The sequence below is a fragment of the Sneathiella chinensis genome (assembly GCF_012720115.1).
GTDB classification, from domain to species: domain Bacteria; phylum Pseudomonadota; class Alphaproteobacteria; order Sneathiellales; family Sneathiellaceae; genus Sneathiella; species Sneathiella chinensis.
Map to the genome: position 1 here is coordinate 690,664 of NZ_VNWN01000002.1, position 18,649 is coordinate 709,312.

The following is an 18,649-nucleotide window of genomic DNA, read 5'->3' on the forward strand; positions in this document are numbered from 1 at the left end:
GTGAGCGTTTATGAGTACGTCCGATATTGACCAGTTGGTCCATCTTCTGTCCAAACTGCCGGGACTGGGCGCCCGGTCGGCGCGGCGTGCCACGCTTTATCTGATCAAGCACCGGGAAAGCCTGCTGACGCCGCTTGGCAATGCCATGGCGACAGCGGCCGCCAATGTGCGGACCTGCTCCGTTTGCGGAAATCTGGATACGTCCGACCCCTGCCATATCTGCCGGACAGAAACGCGGGACAAGACCACCATTTGTGTGGTGGAGGATGTGTCCGACCTTTGGGCGCTGGAGCGGGCAGGGGCCTTTTCCGGCTATTATCATGTGCTGGGCGGAACGTTGTCGGCGCTGGATGGTGTCGGCCCGGAAGACCTGTCAATTGAACCCCTGCTGAACCGGGTGTCCGATACCGGGGTGGAGGAGGTCATTCTGGCCCTGAACGCCACGGTGGATGGTCAGACAACCGCCCACTACCTGAATGACAGGCTGTCTGACCTTGGGGTCCGCGTCAGTCACCTTGCCCATGGTGTGCCCGTGGGCGGGGAGTTGGATTATCTGGATGACGGGACCCTTGCAACAGCGCTGCGGTCCCGCCGCAGTATCGATCAATCCTGATTGAGAAGTTCCGCCGGACGGGAGAGCAGGTCTTCGGTGTTGCTTTCCCCCAGTTGCAAATCCTCGATTTTTTCAGCGCGACTTGTGATTTTGCGGCTGGACGTTTCGATCAGGCCGATATCCTTTGAGGCCTGTGCAAAATGCTTCGATAGGTTCTCCACGCGGGTGTCCAGTCGTTCCACATCCTTGATCAGGACGCCGACCTCTTTCTGGATAACCCCGGCCTGTTCCCGCATCTGGCTGTCCTTGAGGACGGCGCGAACCGTATTGAGGGTCGCCATCAAGGTGGTGGGAGAGACAATCCACACCCGGGCCTGATAGGATTTTTCCAGAACTTGCGGAAAGTTGGCGTGAAGCTCGGCGTAGACGGCCTCGGACGGCATGAACAGCAGGGCTGATTCGGCGGTCTCCCCATCAATGATATATTTCTGGCTGATGTCTGCGATATGCTTGGTCATGGCGGTCACAAAGGCGCGGCTGGCGGCGGCCTTCTCGCTGTCGGTCTCGGCGTTGCGCAGCATGTGATAGCTTTCCAGCGGAAATTTCGCATCCACGACGATGGACCCCGGAGGGTTCGGCAGCTTGATCAGGCAGTCGGCTCGCCGACCATTGCCCAGTGTCACCTGAAACTCGTACGAGGATGGCGGCAGGGCGGATTTGACCAGATCGTTCAACTGGATTTCGCCAAAGGCCCCGCGGGCCTGCTTGTTGGCCAGAATGTCCTGCAGGCCGACGACCTGACTGGACAGGGTGGTCAGGTTGTCCTGTGCCTTGTCGATAATGGCAAGGCGCGCCTGCAGTTCGCTCAGGGATTTGCCGGTTTTCTCGGTGGATTGGTTGAGGCTGTCGCCAAGGCGCTTGGTGACATTGTCCAACCGGTCGGCAAGGGTCTTGGTGATCTCGGACCGGCTGGCGGCACCATCGGCGGACATTTGCTTGAGCTGTCCTTCCAATTGGGCCTGCTGGTTCAGCAATCCCTCGGTCAGGCGTGTCATGTTTTCACTGTTGGCGGTAATGCTGGACATCAATTGTTCAGACCGGTTGACCTTGAGCAGCAGGAAAATGGTCACAGCGACCAAGGCCACAACAACAGCAACAAGCAAATATTCCATGGATCGAGCCTCCTCAGCCCGGAAATCAGTAATTCTTCAAGAACCTTGACGGATACGCCCTTGCGTAATACCTAAGGTGTGAAACCGCGATTTCCCGTAATGTAACTTGAAGATCCTTGGAAGACTATGGCCCTTTTGCCCATTTTGACCGCGCCTGACCCACGCCTGAAAACCATTTCCGAACCCGTTGAGGCCGTGACAGATGAAATCCGCAGTTTTGTGGATGACATGTTTGAAACCATGTATGACGCCCCCGGTATCGGTTTGGCCGCAATTCAGGTCGGTGTCGAGAAGCGCATTCTGGTCATGGATGTGGTTGGAAAGGGTCAGGAAGACAGCGAGCCGCAACCTATCGCCATGATCAACCCGGAAATCACATGGGTTTCCGACGATGATGCGGTGTATGAGGAAGGCTGCCTGTCCGTTCCCCAGCATTATGCGGATGTGGTGCGCCCCGCCGAGGTCAAGGTCAGCTATCTGGATACGGACGGAAAATCGCAGGAAATCCATGCGGGCGGTCTTCTTGCCACCTGTGTTCAGCATGAACTGGACCATCTGGATGGTATCCTGTTTGTGGATCACCTGTCGGCGTTGAAGCGCAACATGATCTTGCGCAAACTTTTGAAACAGAAGAAACAAGCCAGCTAAGAGGATCGTCATGAGCGCTCTCAGACTTGCGTTCATGGGAACGCCTGATTTTTCCTGTTCGGTTTTGAAGGCTTTGCTGGCGTCCCCGCACGAGGTTGTTTGTGTCTATTCACAGCCGCCGCGACGCGCCGGACGGGGCAAGGCCCTGCGTCCGACCCCGGTTCACCAGATGGCAGAAGACGCCGGGATCGAGGTTCGGACCCCTGTTTCCCTGAAGCCGGCGGATGTACAGGCGGAGTTCGCCGCCCTCGATCTGGACGTTGCCGTGGTCGTTGCCTATGGCCTGATCCTGCCAAAAGCGGTGCTGGACGCGCCGAAATATGGCTGCCTGAACCTGCATGCGTCGCTGTTGCCGCGCTGGCGGGGGGCGGCCCCGATCCAGCGGGCCATCATGGCCGGGGATACGGAAACGGGCGTTGGCATCATGCAAATGGCGGAAGGGCTGGATACCGGGGATGTGTTGGCCGAGCGGCGCTGCCCGATCACCCCCGAGACAACCGCTGGAAGCCTGCATGACACATTGGCCGCCCTTGGCGCCGACCTGATGGTGGAGACACTGGGCCAGCTTGGAAGCGCGGCTGTAAAGCCGGTTCCGCAGCCCGAGGAAGGCGTGACCTATGCGGCCAAGATCGACAAGGCCGAGGCCGCCATTGACTGGACCCGCCCCGCCGCGGAACTGGATTGCCATATTCGCGGCCTGTCGCCGTTTCCGGGCGCCTATTTCGAGCATGACGGAACCCGGATCAAGGTCCTGCAGGCGTCGCCTGTCGCGGGCAAGGGCACGCCGGGTGAGGTTCTGGATGACAGCTTGACCGTGGCCTGCGGTGACGGTGCCCTGTCCCTTGTCAGTTTGCAGCGGGCCGGTAAGGCCCCCATGTCGGCAAAGGTTTTGCTGAACGGTTACAAGATCGGTAAAGGGGAGGTTCTCTCCTGATGCCCCGCTACAGGATTACCATCGAGTATGACGGCCGCCATCTGGTCGGTTGGCAACGGCAGGTCAATGGCCCGTCGGTGCAGCAGCATATTGAGGAAGGCATCCTGAAATTCTGCGGCGAGGATATCCGCATTCAGGGCGCCGGGCGCACGGATGCGGGGGTCCATGCCCTTGGGCAGGTGGCCAGTTTTGACCTGACGCGGGATTTCGAGCCGCGCACCGTCATGAATGCCATCAACCAGCATATGAAACCGGCCCCGGTTGTCATTCTGGACTGTGAGCGGGTGGACGAGGAATTCAACGCCCGCTTTTCCGCGACGGGACGGCATTACCTGTATCGCATGATCAATCGTCCGGCCCGCCTGACCCTTGACAAGGGGTTTGCGTGGCACGTGAAAAAGGATCTCGATCACGAGGCCATGCACGATGCCGCCCAGGTTCTGGTGGGGAAACACGATTTTTCCAGCTTCCGGGCGGCGGCCTGTCAGGCCAACTCACCGATCAAGACCCTGACCCGGCTGGATGTCAGCCGATATGACGACGAGGTTCAGATCAGGGCGTCCGCCCCATCCTTCCTGCACAATCAGGTGCGGGCCATGGTGGGTAGCCTGTATCTGGTGGGCACCGGACAATGGACCCGGCAGGATCTGGAACAGGCCCTTGCCGCACGGGATCGCCAGAAAGCGGGCCCCAATGCGCCGCCCTATGGCCTGTATCTGACGGATGTGGATTACCCCGCCTACCCCAACTGAAAATCATAGACGGCCCCAAGGCCGAGCAGGCTGGTCAGTTCGTCAAGGGCCTGCTGGCTGCCGACCAGAAGGTCCGGGTCTTTCAAATCGTCCGGGGAGAGCCTGTCCCGGTAGTGGGTCATGATCCAGCTTTTCAAATCCTCGTACAGCGTATCGGTCAGGAAGACACGCGGTGCGATGGAATGTCCCGCTTCCTCGCTGAGGACAACACGAAGGCGCAGGCAGGCAGGACCGCCGCCGTTTTTCATGCTTTGGCGGATATCCAGATAGGTCACGCTTTGTACCGGGGTGCCCCGCGTCAGGAGTTTTTCCAGATAGCGGTGGACGTGGTGGTTTTCCCGGCATTCCAGCGGTGCAATTAGGTGCATGGTCTGGCGGGTTTCATCCAGACTGACAAGCTGGCTGTTGAACAGGTAGCTTTGTACCGCATCGGCCACGGAAACCTCGCTGCGGGGAACCTCGATGAAATGGAGCGATGTGCCGTGCAGGCGCGCCTGAAGGTCGCGCTGAAGTTGCTCCGGGTTCAGGAACGCATCCTGATGATAGAATAGGCACGGGCCGTTCCCGACAGCGATCACGTCATTGTGGAACACGCCCTTGTCGATTACCTCCGGGTTCTGCTGGACAAACAGGGCATGTTCATCGGTCAGACCATGCAGGCGGGCGACAGCGCGGGAGGCTTCAAGGGTCTGGCGGGCGGGAAAGCGGTCCGGGTGTGGCAGGCGGCTGTCAAAGGCGGACCCGCCAAAGACAAACAACTCGACCCCCGGTTCCCCATATGAAGCACACAGCCGGGTATGGTTGGCCGCGCCTTCGTCACTGAAATGGGCGGTGCCGGGCAGGGCCGGATGATGAACGAAATAGGTCTCGTCCTCAAAGATGCGGCTTAACATGCGGCCCGTAACCTGGGGTTCCAGCGACCGGTGAAACATGGAGGCCAGATTGGCCGGTGTGAAATGGGTGCGTCCGTCCAGTGTATCCGGGGCCGGGGAAACCGTGGCGGCATTGGCAACCCACATGCTGGACGCGGACGAAACCGCCGCCAGCAAATGCGGCGCCGTTTTCTGGACAAGGGCAATGATATGGGCGTCCGATCCCTGATACCCCAAGGCCCGAAGGGTGGGAAGGTGGGGGCGCTCATGGGGCGGCAGGATGCCTTGTCGCAGGCCCATCTTCATCAGGGAGTGCATTTTCTCCAGCCCCTGCAGGGCTGCCTGTCTGGGGTTGGAGATTTCAAGCGCATTCCCGGTGGAGGCCAGATTGCCATGGGACAGACCGGCGAAATTGTGCGTGGGCCCAACAAGACCGTCAAAGTTGGCTTCGTAATATATGGTCATAGGATCATTCCCGGTGGCAGGGTTTCAGGCAGATCAGGGCTGTCGGCCTCAAGCGAGGCGACGGGATAGGCGCAATAGTCGGCTGCGTAATAGGCGCTGGGCCGGTGGTTGCCGCTTTTCCCGATGCCGCCAAACGGGGCCGCGCCGCTGGCCCCGGTCAAGGGACGGTTCCAGTTGACGATGCCAGCGCGGATTTCTGTGCGGAACCGGTCATAAAGCGCCTTGTCATCGGTGAAGATGCCAGCCGACAGGCCATAGGCCGTGGCGTTGGCCTCGGTCATGGCGGCATCAAAATTGTCCATATGGATAACCTGCAGGAAGGGGCCGAAATATTCCCGGTCGGGCCGGTCCCGGATCGCCGTGACATCCATGATCCCGGGGCTGAGATAGGGCAGGCCCGGAACAAGGCGCTTCATTTCAAGCAGGGGGCGTCCGCCTTCCTCTTGCAGATGCGTTTGCGTGGCCAGCAGGCTGTCTGCGGCGTCATTGGAAATGAGGGACCCCATAAAGGGTTCCTGTCCATCCGCTTGCGGCCCGACCAGCAATCTTTCCGCCGCCTGTACAAGGGTATCCAGAAAGGCGGCGGTGTCCGGCCCTTTCGGCAGGATCAGGCGCCGGGCGCAGGTGCATCGCTGGCCCGCAGTCAGGAAGGCAGATTGAAGCGTATGACAAACGGCCCCCTTTATGCGGGATGTTTTGGTCACGATCAGGGGATTGTTGCCGCCCATTTCCAGGGCCAGTATTTTTTCAGGATGACCGGAAAACTGTCTGTGCAGTTCGCTTCCGGTCGCGGAACTGCCGGTAAAGAACAATCCGTCCAGTTGCGGATGGTTGCTGAGGGCGACGCCTGTCTGGGTTTGCCCCTGCACAAGATTGAGAACCCCGTCCGGCAGCCCCGCCTTTTCCCAGCATTGAACCATTTTTTCCGCAACCGCAGGCGTTTGTTCGCTGGGTTTGAAGACAACTGAGTTCCCCGCCAACAGGGCGGGAACCATATGGCCGTTTGGCAGGTGGCCGGGAAAATTGAACGGGCCAAAGACGGCGACGACCCCGTGGGGGCGGTGGCGCAATCGGGCGGTGGCGCCGGGCAGGCTGGTTTCCTGTTCGCCTGTGCGGTCGTGATAGGCGCGGATGGACAGTTCGATCTTGCCGATCATGGTGGCAACCTCGGTCCGGGATTCCCACAAGGGTTTGCCCGTTTCAAGGGCGATCAGGGCGGCGATTTCCTCTTTGTCCGTTTCCAGTTCCTTCCGGTATCGGGCCAGCAGGTCCAACCGGAAGGAAAGAGGGCGCCGGGACCATGGGCCAAAGGCCTGCCTTGCCGCCGTGAGGCTTCTGTCGATATCGGCGCTGGAGGCGGCGGCCCCTTCCCAGACGATGACCTCGGTTCCGGGGGAGCGGGAGACAAAAGGTGAGGCGGTCCCTTCCACCCATTGGCCGCCGATAAATAGATGTCCTCGTGTCATGTCAGGCTCCTCATGGGGCAAAGCTGATGCGGTCAAGGGGCTGGACCTGCAGGTGCCGGGCGGTTTCCTCGCCAATGACAGCCTGCCCGTCCCCGTCGATCCGCAAGGGTTGGCAAACCAGCCGATAGGATGTCAGGTTTCCGTTGCTGATGATGTAGGGCGTCTCGGCCCCGATTTCCCTGTCGGGAACAATCCGGCCAACCGGGTGATGCGCGGTCTGGCGCAGGGTCTGGATGTTGACCCGCTGGCATTGCACCGTGGGGCCGCCATCAAAGATGTCGATATACCCCGCATTGCGAAACCCTTCCTTTTCCAAAAGCGACAGGGCAGGCCTTGACGCATCATGGGGCTTGCCGATCGCATGGCGCGCCTCTTCGGGGAGCAGGTCCACGTAAATCGGGTGGCGGGGCATCAGGTCGGTAATGAACTGGTTGCCCTTCACCGCGCTCATGTAATCCGCATTCTCGAAACCCAGCCCGAAAAACTTGCGGCCCAGATGCTCCCAGAACGGGGATTTTCCAGCGGCATTCTGCCAGCCTCGCATCTCGGCGATGATGGTGTCCCCGAAGCGTTCCGGAAAGTCGGCCAATAACAGAAACCGGCTGCGGGACAGAAAGCGTCCGTTTCCATCCCGCCGATAGTCCGGGCTGAGATAAAGGGAGCCGATTTCCGTGCAGCCGGTGTAGTCATTGACCAGATAGAGAACCCCCATGGTGTTCTTCTTGCCAAGCTCTGCCGAGTGGGACACAAGGGTGGAGACCTTGTAGGAATAAAAGGGCTGGTCCAGCCCGACGCCCGCATAGACGGCGGCGGTGCCGACAATCTGGTCCGTCTCCCCATCCACCATGACAAGGAAATAGATTTCCCCTTCCGGGGCGGTGACACGTTTGGAAAAGCTTTGCTCGCTGACGCTCAGTTTATGCTGCCATGTCTGCCTGTCGGTGGGCATGGAGGACATGCCGCTGCCAACCGCGTTTGATATGCGCATCAATGTCTCGATATCGGCGGGGGTGGCCGGGCGCATATAGATCATGATGGTCTCTCCCGTTCGGGGAAGGGGCTGGCGCCTGATGCCAGTTTCAACAGGATCAGCGCGGTCAGCTTCGCCCGTTCGGTCAGGCTGTCCTTGATCATATATTCCTCGGCGGAATGGATATGGGCACCGCGTACGCCAAGGGTATCCACCGTGGGCAGGCCGGTTGCCGCCATGTTGTTGCCATCGCAGCATCCGCCTGTGGGCTGGTCGGACAGGGACAGGCCAAGGTCCCTGCCGCAGTCCTGCACCAGATCAAGCAACTGGCGAAGACCGGGTGTCATGGCTTTTGGCGGGCGACTGAAACGGCCATGCAGGGTGACCTGAATGCCGTCCTGCCGGTTTGCGTTGGTGACCAGATGATCCAGCCTCGCCTGAAACCAGTTCTGATCCGCCGGTTCCTGCATGCGCACATTCAGGCGCAGAATGGCAAGGTCGGGAACCACATTCAAGGCACCGCCGCCTTCCACCTTGCCCATATTGACGGTAAGGCCGGGACGGCCACCGTTCAGCGCATCCAGTTCAAGTGTCAGGCGGGCGGCTGCGGTGATGGCGTTTCGCCCCAGATGAGGTTCCCGTCCTGCATGGGCGCTCCTCCCTCTGACAACCAAGGTGAAATTGCCGCTGCCTTTTCGGGCCCCGACCAGTGTGCCATCCGGCAGAGACGGTTCAAACCCAAGGCCCACATGGGCGCGGGTGGCGCTTTCCGCTATCAGGTGGGCAGACCCGAAGGAGCCGGTTTCCTCGTCCCCGTTGATCAGGACTTCCCACCCGATCCTGTCGGCAACCGGGCTGGCCTCAAAGGCGCGGAGGGCGGCAAACATCACCAGAAGGCCACCTTTCATGTCGGCGACGCCGGGGCCTTGCAACCGACCATCCCCAAGGTCCGTGCAGGTCTGGAACAGATCGTCGGCAGGGAAGACCGTATCCATATGCCCGACCAGAAGAACCTGACGATCGGCCGCCGGACGCTTTCGGATGCGCAAGATCTGACCTGCAGTCTGGTGCTGGGTGGCCCCGCCGGATGTCACAATTTGCAGGGGGGCGGCTTCGATCAGTTCGGCGGTGCCGCCAAGAGGGTGAAAGGTTTGCGTCAATTGCCGGGCCATGGTGGCCAGCCCTTCCCGGTGTGTGCTGCCCGAATTGATCATGGCCCATTCCTCAAGAAGGGAGAGGAGGGAGGCGCGGCTTTGGTCGATCCGGGACAGGAGGGGTTGGTAATCCATGGCCTTACCCGGATTGCCAATCGGTCAGGACAGTGTCCATGAGGGTGAGGGCCTGATCAATTTCTGCGGTCGAGACATTCAGCGGCGGCAGCAGGCGAAGAATGTCCGATCCGGCCCGCCCGGTCAGAAGCCCGGCCTCCCGCAGGCAGTCCAGCAGGCGGGTGTTGGAAATGTGGGTTTGCAGGCCCAGCATCAACCCGCGCCCCCGAACACCGGCCAGCTTGTCCGGATGGCGGGTGACCAGTGCCTCCAGTGCGCCTTTCAGATACTGGCCGCGCTCATAGACCGTTTCCAGAAATCCTTCGGCCAGAACCAGATCAAGAACAGCATTGCCAACATTGGTTGCCAGCGGGTTCCCGCCAAAGGTCGAACCGTGGGTGCCGACAATCATGCAGGCGGATACCTGCTCCGTTGCGAGGCAGGCCCCGATCGGAAAGCCGCCCCCCAGCCCCTTGGCAGAGGCCAGAATGTCTGGCTTGATCTGGTCCCATTCATGAGCAAACAGTTTTCCCGTCCGTCCCATGCCGCACTGGATTTCGTCAACCATGAACAGGGTTCCAGTCTGACTGCAAAGGTCTCGCACCGCCTTCAGGTATCCATCCGGGGCGGGCATGATGCCGCCTTCCCCCTGAATGGGTTCAAGGATGATCCCGGCTGTTTTGTCGGTAACGGCTTCCTGCAACGCATCAATATCGCCAAAGGGCACATGATCAAACCCCATATCGCCCTCGAAAAACCCCTTGGTGTGGGCCGGGTTCCCGGCGGCGGCAATGGTGGCAATGGTGCGCCCGTGGAAGGCGTTATGCATTCCGATAATACGGCTTCGGTGCGGTTGCCCCCTGTCATAGTGATAGCGGCGCATCATCTTCAGGCCCGCTTCTACGGCCTCGGCCCCGGAATTGCAGAAAAAGACACGGTCGGCAAAGCTGTTGTCCGTAAGGCGGCGGGCCAGTTTTTCTGCCCCCTCTACCCGGAACATGTTGGAACTGTGCCAGTATTTGTCGGTCTGTTCTTTCAGGGCGGCCACAAGATGGGGGTGTTCATGACCAAAGGCGGTTACGGCAATGCCGGAAATGAAATCAAGATAGCGATCCCCTTCCCGGGTGATCAGCCACGATCCTTCGCCCCGTTCAAAAAGAATATCCGGCGGGGCGTAGGTTGCCATCAATGCGTTGCTGTCTGTCATAAGGCCTCCTGCTGTTGGGATGGAATGCCTGTTCACAAGGGTACGGAAAAAGCCACGAAACAGGGTGCGGAAGTTCAGGGACGGAGACGAATAATCTGCGGATATCAAGGCAGTAGCCGAATAAAATTCGGCGGCTGTTTTCGGTCCTGTAAACGAGTTAGGGGAAAGCAGGGGCAAGTCAACAAGACTTGAAAAGGGGCGCTTTATCTGCCCTTATTTCAGAATAGGATATGTCCGTACCGACTTTTTGGGGGGCAGTATGGCCGAGAAACGATCTCTGGACCGGATTGACCAGAATATAATTTCGATTTTACAGAAGAACGCCCGTATCAGTAACAAGGCCTTGGCGGAGCAGGTGGGCCTGTCCGCCAGTTCCTGCCTGAACCGGGTCCGCAAACTGGAGGAAGATGGCTGTATCGGTCCCTATCTTGGGCATGTGACGCTGGAACGGCTGTGCCGCTCGATCACCTGTATTGCCATGGTGACGCTGGAACATCATACCCAGCAGGATTTCCGAACCTTTGAGCAGTTCGTCCAGACCCTGCCGGAAGTGGTGCAATGCGACACGGTCAGCGGGTCCTGTGATTTCATCCTGCGGATCGTTTGCGCGGATATGGAACGATATCATCAGGTGAATGAATTGCTGCTGAATTCGGGGGCCAATGTGGTGAATATCAGCACCCATGTGGTGATGACTGAAAACAAGCGCTTTCAGGGCTTTCCGCTGAACAGACTGTTGCCGTGACGGCGTGCTGAAAGGGGCTGGCGGGGGGCCGTCAGGCGGACGGGGCGAAAATCAGGTTCTGAAAGGCCATCTGGACAAAAATGGCGATGATGAATTCCAGAAAGGCCAGCGCGGCGGCAGTGGGGCCGGGGACGGCCAGTGTCACCACCAGAATATACCAGAGGTAAACATAGCTCAGCCCGATGAACAGCAGGCGGAACACGGCCATGGTTTCCGGCCCCATGATCCCCAGTAGCAGGATGGACAGAGGCAGCCAAACCAGCATCAGGGCCAGTTGGGCCCAGTTATAGACAATGACGAAGGGGACAAACCGGTCTGACAGGTCAAGAGCGCGGGCCGCAATGGCCATGGCGGCCAGATAACAGCACCAGCTTGTGATCAGGGCAATGGAGATGACAAGAAGGTAGGTTCCCGTATCCACCTTCAGGTCCACGAGGCTGAGATCAATGCCGTTGCTGAGCGCAAAGACGGGAACCGACAGCAGGATCGCGGTGAAGGAGGCCCAGAACCCCTTTTCGGACAGGTTAAAAAAGGAAAGCGCGTCCTTATCCCGGAGCGCAAGCCGGTAACAGCCGAAAAGGGACCAGATGATTTCTGTCAGGCCTGCCATGATCAGTCCGCGAAATACCCTTCCAGTATGGAGGTGTAGATATCGGCCAGCATCTCGATATCCCCAACGGGGACATGCTCGTCGATTTTGTGCATGGTCTGCCCGACAAGGCCAAATTCGACCACCGGGCAGTAGTTCTTGATGTACCGGGCATCGGATGTGCCGCCGGTGGTGGACAGTTCCGGGCGGAGACCCACATGCTTTTCGATGGAGCCGGCCACCAGTTTGCTGAAGTCCCCTTCCTGTGTCAGGAACGGTTCCGAGTTTTTCAGAACCTTCAGCGTATAGCTGGCGCCGCGTTCCGCCGCGATACCGTCCAGCAGGGCGCGGATTTTTTCGTCCAGACCGTCAAGGCTGTGATGGGTGTTGAACCGGATATTGAACGTGGCCCGGGCAAATTTCGGGATCACATTGGTGGCCGGGTTGCCCACATCGGCGGTGGTGAATTCCAGATTACTGGGCTGGAAATGCTCGCTGCCGTCGTCCAGATGCATCTGGTCAAGCGCCTGCATCATGGCCACCAGATGGGGAACGGGGTTGTCCGCCAGATGGGGGTAGGCCACATGCCCTTCGGTGCCTTCCACCGTCAGGAAACCGGTGAAGGAGCCACGACGACCGATTTTCACCATTTCGCCCAGTTCATTGGGGTTGGTCGGCTCACCAACCACACAATGGTCGATATGCTCGCCCTGTTCGGACATCCATTCCAGAACCTTGCGGGTGCCGTTGATGGCGGGGCCTTCCTCGTCGCCGGTGATCAGCAGGCTGATGGAACCGTCAAAGGCGCCCTTGCGGGATTTGACAAAGCGTTGGGCCGCTGCCGCAAAGCAGGCAACCGCTGCCTTCATGTCCGCTGCGCCGCGGCCATACAGCTTGCCGTCGCGGATAATGGAATCGAACGGGTCCACAGTCCACGCATGCAGATCCCCGGGGGGCACCACATCCGTATGACCCGCGAAACAGAAATTCGGGCCCTTGGTCCCGAAGCGGGCGTAAAGATTTTCAACATCTGGCGTATTGTCATCGGAAAAAACGAGGCGGTGACATTCAAAGCCGATTTTTTCAAGCGCCGCCTGAAGGACATTGAGGACCCCGGCATCCGTGGGGGTGACGCTGGGGCAGCGCATCAATTCCTGTGTCAGGTGGACGACATCAATTTCATCATTATAGCTCATGGTCAAATCATTACCCCCGCCCAGCGGAAGGGTCAATGCGCTTTCCTGATATGGCGCGAAATCCGCTGTTTTATAAGGGAAGTGCGATCTGCAATGGTTGATCATTTCCCGGGAAACGTCTATGGCTGGAAGTTCAATCGTGAAACGAGTACCTCCCCGATGAAAAACACTAATGAATTCAGCAGCAATAATGTGCATGGCATCATCTATATGATGCTGGCGATCCTGATGCTGTCTTCCATGGATGCGGTGGCAAAATGGCTGGTTGAGGCGGATTATTCCCCCTTCCAGATCATTTCCCTGCGCGGCATGATCAATCTGGTCATCCTGATGATGATCCTGCCTTTCATGGGCGGGATTGCCAGAATAAAGACCTCCCGGCCGTGGGCGCATGGGGGCCGGTCAGCCATCGGGTTCTTCGCGCCGATCTTCTTTTACGCCTCTCTCTCCTCCATGGCGCTGGCCGAGGCGACGGCGGTGTTTTTTGTCTCGCCTTTCATCATGACGGCGTTGTCGGTTCCCCTGTTTGGTGAAAAGGTGGGCATTCACCGCTGGGCAGCGATCCTGATCGGGTTTGCCGGGGTTCTCTATATTGTGCAGCCGACCAGTGATGTTTTCAATCCGGCGGCCTTGCTGGTTCTGGGGGCGGCGCTCTGTTATTCGCTGATGATGCTGTGGAGCCGGTCGCTCGGCCGGACGGAGCATACCATCACCATCATGTTCTATATCAATGTGGGAAGTGCCGTTCTTGGCGGGGTGGCGCTGCCCTTTGTCTGGAAATCCATGTCGGTGCCGGATATGGGTGTCATTGGCCTGATGGCCTTGCTCTCCATGGCCGGGCACTATTTCATCATCAAGGCCTTTACCACCGGCGAGGTGGGCGTGATCACGCCGTTTGAATATACGGGCCTGCTGTGGGCGGTCCTGCTGGGATATGTGATCTTTGGAGAGATTCCGGCAGAGGTTGTCTGGACCGGTATGGCGCTGATCGGGGGGAGCGGCCTGTATCTGGTTTACCGCGAAAATCGGGCCCATAGAGCCAATAGAGCTCATAGAAAAGGGCGGGATTAGACCCGCCCTTGTTCCCTGTTTCCGGTTCGCGGATCAGTCGCGAAGCAGATCGTTGATGGATGTCTTGGAGCGTGTCCGCTCGTCCACTGTTTTCACGATAACCGCGCAGTAGAGGCTGGGGCCCGGTGTTCCGTCCGGCAGCGGCTTGCCCGGCAGGCTGCCCGGTACAACAACGGAGTAGGCCGGAACGCGACCGACGTGGATTTCACCGGTTTCGCGGTTCACGATTTTTGTGGAGGCGCCAATATAAACACCCATGGACAGGACAGAGCCTTCCTCGACGATCACACCTTCGGCAACCTCGGAACGGGCACCGATGAAGCAGTTGTCTTCAATGATGACCGGACCGGCCTGCAGGGGTTCCAGAACACCGCCGATGCCGGTACCACCGGACAGGTGGACGTTCTTGCCGATCTGCGCGCAGGAGCCAACCGTGGCCCATGTGTCGACCATGGTGCCGCTGTCTACATAGGCGCCGAGGTTGACGAAACTTGGCATCAGGACCGCGCCCGGTGCGATATAGGCGCTTTTACGGACAATACAGTTTGGAACCGCCCGGAAACCGGCTTCCTTGAAACGCTCTTCGCTCCAGCCTTCGAACTTGCTGGGAACCTTGTCGTACCAGTTGCAGTTGTCGCCGGGGCCGCCCTTGATGGTTTCCATATCGTTCAGGCGGAAAGACAGAAGAACAGCCTTTTTCAGCCACTGGTTCACCTGCCAGCCTTCGGCGGTTTTTTCCGCAACACGGGCTTCGCCCTTGTCGAGGGCTTCCAGTGTGGCCTCGATGGCGTTCCGTACGGCGCCGGTAGTGGCTGGTGAGATGTTGTCCCGGTCGTCCCAAGCGGCGTCGATAACCGGCTGCAATTCGGTCAAACTCATTGTCATTCCTTAAAGAGAGGTTGGAAAACTGTTGTCAGAAACATACCCTGCCGGTGGTTCAAGTCAACACATGCGACACCGCAGGGGATGTTTTCTGGTGGTGGGTGTCAGAAACCGGGGCGCGTCTCCAGCAGGGAGTGCAGCCAGTCCGGCAGGTCTTCGGCAACGTGATGAATATGATCCCCGTCCGACAGGTCGTGCGACCAGTGTTCCTGCGTCGGTATCCAGACCGTTTTCATGCCCATCTCATGGGCCGGCTTCAGGTTCTTGGCCATATCCTCGAACAGGACGGCCTGTTGGGGGTGGATTTCCAGGTCACTGACCAGCTTCTGGTAGACGGACAGTTCCGGCTTGGGCAGGAAATCACACTGGCGGATATCGAAGATATGCTCGAAATGATGGTCAATACCCAGTTGGCGGGACACATTGGTAGCGTGCTCGCAAGTGCCGTTGGTAAAGATGATCTTTCGTCCCTCTAGCTGGTCAAGCGCCAGACTGAGCCGTTCCGCCTTCTCAAGGTTGCTGACATCAATGTCATGCACATAGTCAAGAAAGTCATCCGGCGGCATCCCGTGCACTTTCATCAACCCGTTGAGGGTGGTTTTGTGTTCCCGGAAATACTTTTTCTGAATGGCCTTTGCTTCGGCCAGTTCCACCTGCAGGTAGCGGGAGACAAACTCCCCCATCTTCTGGTCGATCTGCGCAAACAGATTGCTGTGGGATGGGTATAATGTGTTGTCCAGATCGAAGATCCAGACATTGATGTCCTCGAATTCGGACCAGTGCGCTGTGTTACTCATGAGGTGATTGTGCGCTGCGGGACGGTTGCGGACAAGTCAAATTTCCATCCGGGCAGTTGAATAGCCGTAAACTTTAAGGCGCTGTTAAGGATTGCGAGTAAAAAATATAGACTGTTCAATTAAAACTGTCGGAGGCCGGGGGGAGGGCCGCATGAAAATCAGCCGTTTGTTCAGGCGCGCCAGAAAGCCCGGGCCGGTTGGCTATGAGGAAAGCAAGCGTCTGGCCACAAATCGTGATGAGGAGGTTCGGGCCGAACTGGCCGCCAGTCCTTCCGTCAAGCCGGAGGTCCTGTATTACCTGACCGATGACGGTTCGGAAGTGGTGCGCAGGAATGTGGCAGGCAATGCAAACACGCCGGTGCTGGCACAGAAAAGACTGGCCACCGATGAAGCACCGGAAGTGCGGGCGGAACTGGCGCGAAAAATCGGCAAGGTGATCCCCGACCTGACCGGCGAGGAGGCAGAACAGCTTCGCGAACAGACCATCGAGGTTCTGGAAATGCTGGCAGCGGACCAGCTTCCTTCTATCCGGGCGATCCTGTCGGAAAGCCTGAAGGACAGCCTTCAGGCCCCAAGGCATGTGATCCTGCGTCTGGCCCATGACGTTGAGGAAATTGTCGCCAGCCCGGTTCTGGAATATTCCCCCCTTTTGTCAGAGGTGGACCTTCTGGAAGTGATCGCCAGTGGGGTGGCCGTCGGGGCGCTTCCGGCCATTGCAAGGCGGAAAGATATTAGCGAAACCCTGTCCGAGGCGGTCGCGGCCTCCCTTGACATGCCCGCCGTGGCGGCGCTTCTTGCCAATCCGTCTGCGCATATTCGGGAAGAGACGTTGGACCAGATCATCGAGCAGGCGGAATATGTGAAACCCCTGCACGAGCCGCTGGTGATGCGGTTGGATTTGTCCGTTCGGGCCTTGCGGCGTATTGCCGGCTTTGTCGGGGCGTCGTTGGTGGAAAAGCTGGTGGAGCGGCATAACCTGTCGGCCGAGATCGAAAACGAACTGAAACGATCCGTGCGCAGCCGGATCGAGGAAACCGATGACTTTTCCGAACCAAAAGAAGACAAGGGGCAGATGAGGGCGCAGGACATGTTTGCTGGCGGCCGTCTGGATGAAAGCGCAATGCTGAGCGCGCTTGAGGCCCGGGACATCAGTTTCCTGCAAACCGGGCTGTCGCTGTTAAGCCGGGTGGAGCCGGGGACCGTGCGGGCCATTCTGAAATCAAGAAACGGCAAAGTGATTGCCGCCTTGTGCCGCCGGGCCGATCTGTCCATGCGCACGGCCTTGCGGGTTCAATCTGAAATTGCCCATGTGCCCCACGGAAAACTGGTCAATGCCCGAAACGGGGTGGAATATCCGTTGACGGACAAGGAAATGGACTGGCAGCTTTCTTTCTATACGGGGGATTGATCCGGGCCTGATTCCGAAAGGGGGGCCAGATAAAAGAAGGGGGCGCTGCGGCCCCCTTGTTCATGCTCAGTCGATGTCGTTTCGGATCATGGTGCCGATACCATGCTCGGTAAAGGCTTCCAGCAGCAGCACATGGGGAATGCGCCCGTCCAGAATGTGCGCCGCCTCAACACCGCTTTCCAGGGCGAACAGGCAGGTTTCCAGTTTGGGGATCATGCCGCCCACAATGGTACCATCTTTCTGCAGGCGCTGGACATCGGACGGGGTCAGCCGGTTGATCAGCTTCTTTTCCTTGTCCAGAACGCCTTCAACATCGGTCATCATGATCAGCTTGCTGGCGCCGATAGCCGCCGCAATATGACCGGCGGCCGTATCCGCGTTGATGTTGTAGGTCTGGCCATTGGGGCCAACACCGATGGGGGCGATCACGGGAACCACGTCGATATCCTCGAAACTTTCAAGGATTTCCGGGTTGATGTTGGACGGTTCGCCAACAAAGCCCAGATCCAGAATCCGTTCAATATTGCTGTCCGGGTCCCGTTTGGTGCGGGTCAGTTTCTGAACCTCGATCAGGCGTCCGTCTTTCCCGGACAGGCCAATGGCAAGGCTTCCGGCCGCATTGATGTCCAGAACGATCTTCTTGTTGATGGACCCGCTCAGGACCATTTCGGCAATTTCAACGGTGGCCTGATCGGTAACCCGCAGGCCGTCCACGAACTCGCTCTTGATTTTCAGGCGGTCCAGCATGGCCCCGATCTGGGGGCCGCCACCATGAACCACAATCGGGTTGATCCCGACCTGTTTCATCAGGGCGATATCCCGGGCAAAATCCTGCGCCAGGGTTTCGTCGCCCATGGCATGTCCGCCATATTTGATGACGAAGGTCTGGCCGGCGAACCGGTGCATGTATGGCAGGGCTTCAGAAAGAATTTTGGCTTTCTTCAACTGCTCTTCCACGGTCATTTCCGCATCACTCATTATCACTGTCCTGACTTTCATTATTCAGCCAAAGAAGCGATCTCGGCCCGAAGTTCCTCAATCCCAATTCCCTTGTGGGAACTGGTCAGAAAGACATTGGGGTGAGCCGCTGGCCGTTTGGCGAGCTCTTTCTCTGTTATTTCAATGACAGATTTCAATTCCGATTTACTGCTCTTGTCAACCTTCGTCAGAATGATCTGATAACTGACGGCAGCGGTATCCAACATGGACATGATCTCGCGGTCACTGTCTTTCAGGCCGTGACGGCTGTCCACCAGCAGGCAAACCCGGCGCAACTTGGGGCGGCCTCTCAGATAGGTATTCACCAGCCGTGTCCAGGCTTCCACCTTGGACTTGGAGACCTTGGCGTAGCCATGCCCCGGCAGGTCGACCAGATAGAGCCGTCCGCCCAGTTCAAAGAAGTTGAGCTGTTGGGTGCGGCCCGGTGTGTTGGAGGTTCTGGCCAGTGTGTTGCGGTTGGTCAGCGCGTTGATCAGGCTGGATTTACCCACATTGGATCGACCGGCAAACGCAATTTCGTTGAGTGGCAGGTCCGGCAGCATCTCAAGCGTGGCCGCACCGGCAACGAAAACACATTCCTTGGCAAACAACAGGCGACCCTCTTCAAGAAGGGCCGCCTGCTCCTGTTTCTGCTTTTCTGTTTCTGTCATGGAAG

Annotated in this window: 19 protein-coding genes; 7 read left to right on the plus strand and 12 right to left on the minus strand. The window is 58.6% G+C overall.

All coding sequences use genetic code 11. The features are described 5' to 3' along the window. Positions 1-10 precede the first annotated feature (10 nt). Positions 11-613, plus strand: coding sequence for a recombination mediator RecR (gene recR / locus FQB27_RS03315; RefSeq protein WP_169559433.1), 603 nt, complete (start codon positions 11-13; stop codon positions 611-613). Here recR and FQB27_RS03320 read toward each other — a convergent pair. After that, on the minus strand, positions 604-1,725 hold the full coding sequence (locus FQB27_RS03320) for a DNA recombination protein RmuC (protein ID WP_169559434.1): 1,122 nt from the start codon (positions 1,723-1,725) through the stop codon (positions 604-606). The genes recR and FQB27_RS03320 overlap by 10 nt on opposite strands. A gap of 126 nt (positions 1,726-1,851) precedes the next feature. Here FQB27_RS03320 and def point away from each other — a divergent pair, with 126 nt between their 5' ends. The 3 genes from def to truA are packed head-to-tail and all read left to right on the plus strand — an operon-like array spanning position 1,852 to position 4,059. Further along, positions 1,852-2,373 (plus strand): peptide deformylase, encoded by a 522-nt coding sequence (gene def, locus FQB27_RS03325; protein WP_169559435.1) that lies wholly within the window; start codon positions 1,852-1,854, stop codon positions 2,371-2,373. Positions 2,374-2,383: 10 nt separating this feature from the next. Next, a complete protein-coding gene (fmt, locus tag FQB27_RS03330) occupies positions 2,384-3,307 on the plus strand; it encodes a methionyl-tRNA formyltransferase (protein WP_169559436.1) in 924 nt (307 codons plus the stop codon). Further along, complete coding sequence (gene truA, locus FQB27_RS03335; protein WP_169559437.1) at positions 3,307-4,059, plus strand: tRNA pseudouridine(38-40) synthase TruA; 753 nt, start codon at positions 3,307-3,309, stop codon at positions 4,057-4,059. Before fmt ends, truA begins: the two co-directional genes overlap by 1 nt. Here truA and astB read toward each other — a convergent pair. From astB to FQB27_RS03360, 5 genes are read right to left on the minus strand one after another with little or no spacing between them, the layout of a single operon-like run. After that, positions 4,047-5,396, minus strand: coding sequence for an N-succinylarginine dihydrolase (gene astB / locus FQB27_RS03340; RefSeq protein ID WP_169559438.1), 1,350 nt, complete (start codon positions 5,394-5,396; stop codon positions 4,047-4,049). The genes truA and astB overlap by 13 nt on opposite strands. Beyond that, complete coding sequence (gene astD / locus FQB27_RS03345) at positions 5,393-6,862, minus strand: succinylglutamate-semialdehyde dehydrogenase (RefSeq protein WP_169559439.1); 1,470 nt, start codon at positions 6,860-6,862, stop codon at positions 5,393-5,395. The genes astB and astD overlap by 4 nt, the downstream gene beginning before the upstream one ends. A gap of 10 nt (positions 6,863-6,872) precedes the next feature. Then, the gene (locus tag FQB27_RS03350) at positions 6,873-7,895 is read right to left on the minus strand and encodes an arginine N-succinyltransferase (RefSeq protein WP_169559440.1); all 1,023 of its coding nucleotides are present in this window, start codon (positions 7,893-7,895) and stop codon (positions 6,873-6,875) included. Next, positions 7,892-9,121 carry a hydrolase gene (locus FQB27_RS03355; RefSeq protein ID WP_169559441.1) on the minus strand — a complete coding sequence of 410 codons (1,230 nt, stop codon included), beginning with the start codon at positions 9,119-9,121 and terminating at the stop codon, positions 7,892-7,894. Before FQB27_RS03355 ends, FQB27_RS03350 begins: the two co-directional genes overlap by 4 nt. Positions 9,122-9,125: 4 nt before the next feature. Next, positions 9,126-10,307 (minus strand): aspartate aminotransferase family protein, encoded by a 1,182-nt coding sequence (locus FQB27_RS03360; protein ID WP_169559442.1) that lies wholly within the window; start codon positions 10,305-10,307, stop codon positions 9,126-9,128. A gap of 259 nt (positions 10,308-10,566) precedes the next feature. Between FQB27_RS03360 and FQB27_RS03365 the strand changes: the two genes are divergently transcribed. Further along, the gene (locus tag FQB27_RS03365) at positions 10,567-11,052 is read left to right on the plus strand and encodes an Lrp/AsnC family transcriptional regulator (RefSeq protein ID WP_169559443.1); all 486 of its coding nucleotides are present in this window, start codon (positions 10,567-10,569) and stop codon (positions 11,050-11,052) included. Between the two features lie 31 nt (positions 11,053-11,083). Here the strand turns inward: FQB27_RS03365 and FQB27_RS03370 are convergent, their stop codons facing one another. Both FQB27_RS03370 and dapE read right to left on the minus strand, forming a co-directional pair. Next, positions 11,084-11,662, minus strand: coding sequence for a hypothetical protein (locus FQB27_RS03370; protein WP_169559444.1), 579 nt, complete (start codon positions 11,660-11,662; stop codon positions 11,084-11,086). 2 nt (positions 11,663-11,664) lie between these two features. Beyond that, positions 11,665-12,837 carry a succinyl-diaminopimelate desuccinylase gene (dapE, locus tag FQB27_RS03375; protein ID WP_169560053.1) on the minus strand — a complete coding sequence of 391 codons (1,173 nt, stop codon included), beginning with the start codon at positions 12,835-12,837 and terminating at the stop codon, positions 11,665-11,667. Positions 12,838-12,996: 159 nt separating this feature from the next. Between dapE and FQB27_RS03380 the strand changes: the two genes are divergently transcribed. Further along, a complete protein-coding gene (locus tag FQB27_RS03380; protein ID WP_169559445.1) occupies positions 12,997-13,908 on the plus strand; it encodes a DMT family transporter in 912 nt (303 codons plus the stop codon). A gap of 33 nt (positions 13,909-13,941) precedes the next feature. Here the strand turns inward: FQB27_RS03380 and dapD are convergent, their stop codons facing one another. Next, entirely contained in the window at positions 13,942-14,787 is an 846-nt protein-coding gene (dapD, locus tag FQB27_RS03385) for a 2,3,4,5-tetrahydropyridine-2,6-dicarboxylate N-succinyltransferase (protein ID WP_169559446.1), read from the minus strand. 107 nt (positions 14,788-14,894) lie between these two features. Beyond that, the gene (locus FQB27_RS03390; protein ID WP_169559447.1) at positions 14,895-15,587 is read right to left on the minus strand and encodes a pyrimidine 5'-nucleotidase; all 693 of its coding nucleotides are present in this window, start codon (positions 15,585-15,587) and stop codon (positions 14,895-14,897) included. A 151-nt stretch (positions 15,588-15,738) separates the two neighbouring features. Here FQB27_RS03390 and FQB27_RS03395 point away from each other — a divergent pair, with 151 nt between their 5' ends. Further along, on the plus strand, positions 15,739-16,995 hold the full coding sequence (locus FQB27_RS03395) for a DUF2336 domain-containing protein (protein WP_169559448.1): 1,257 nt from the start codon (positions 15,739-15,741) through the stop codon (positions 16,993-16,995). A gap of 66 nt (positions 16,996-17,061) precedes the next feature. On the opposite strand, the gene argB is transcribed toward FQB27_RS03395, so the two are convergent. Beyond that, complete coding sequence (gene argB, locus FQB27_RS03400; protein WP_169559449.1) at positions 17,062-17,973, minus strand: acetylglutamate kinase; 912 nt, start codon at positions 17,971-17,973, stop codon at positions 17,062-17,064. Between the two features lie 20 nt (positions 17,974-17,993). Further along, the gene (gene yihA / locus FQB27_RS03405) at positions 17,994-18,644 is read right to left on the minus strand and encodes a ribosome biogenesis GTP-binding protein YihA/YsxC (protein WP_169559450.1); all 651 of its coding nucleotides are present in this window, start codon (positions 18,642-18,644) and stop codon (positions 17,994-17,996) included. Positions 18,645-18,649 lie beyond the last annotated feature (5 nt).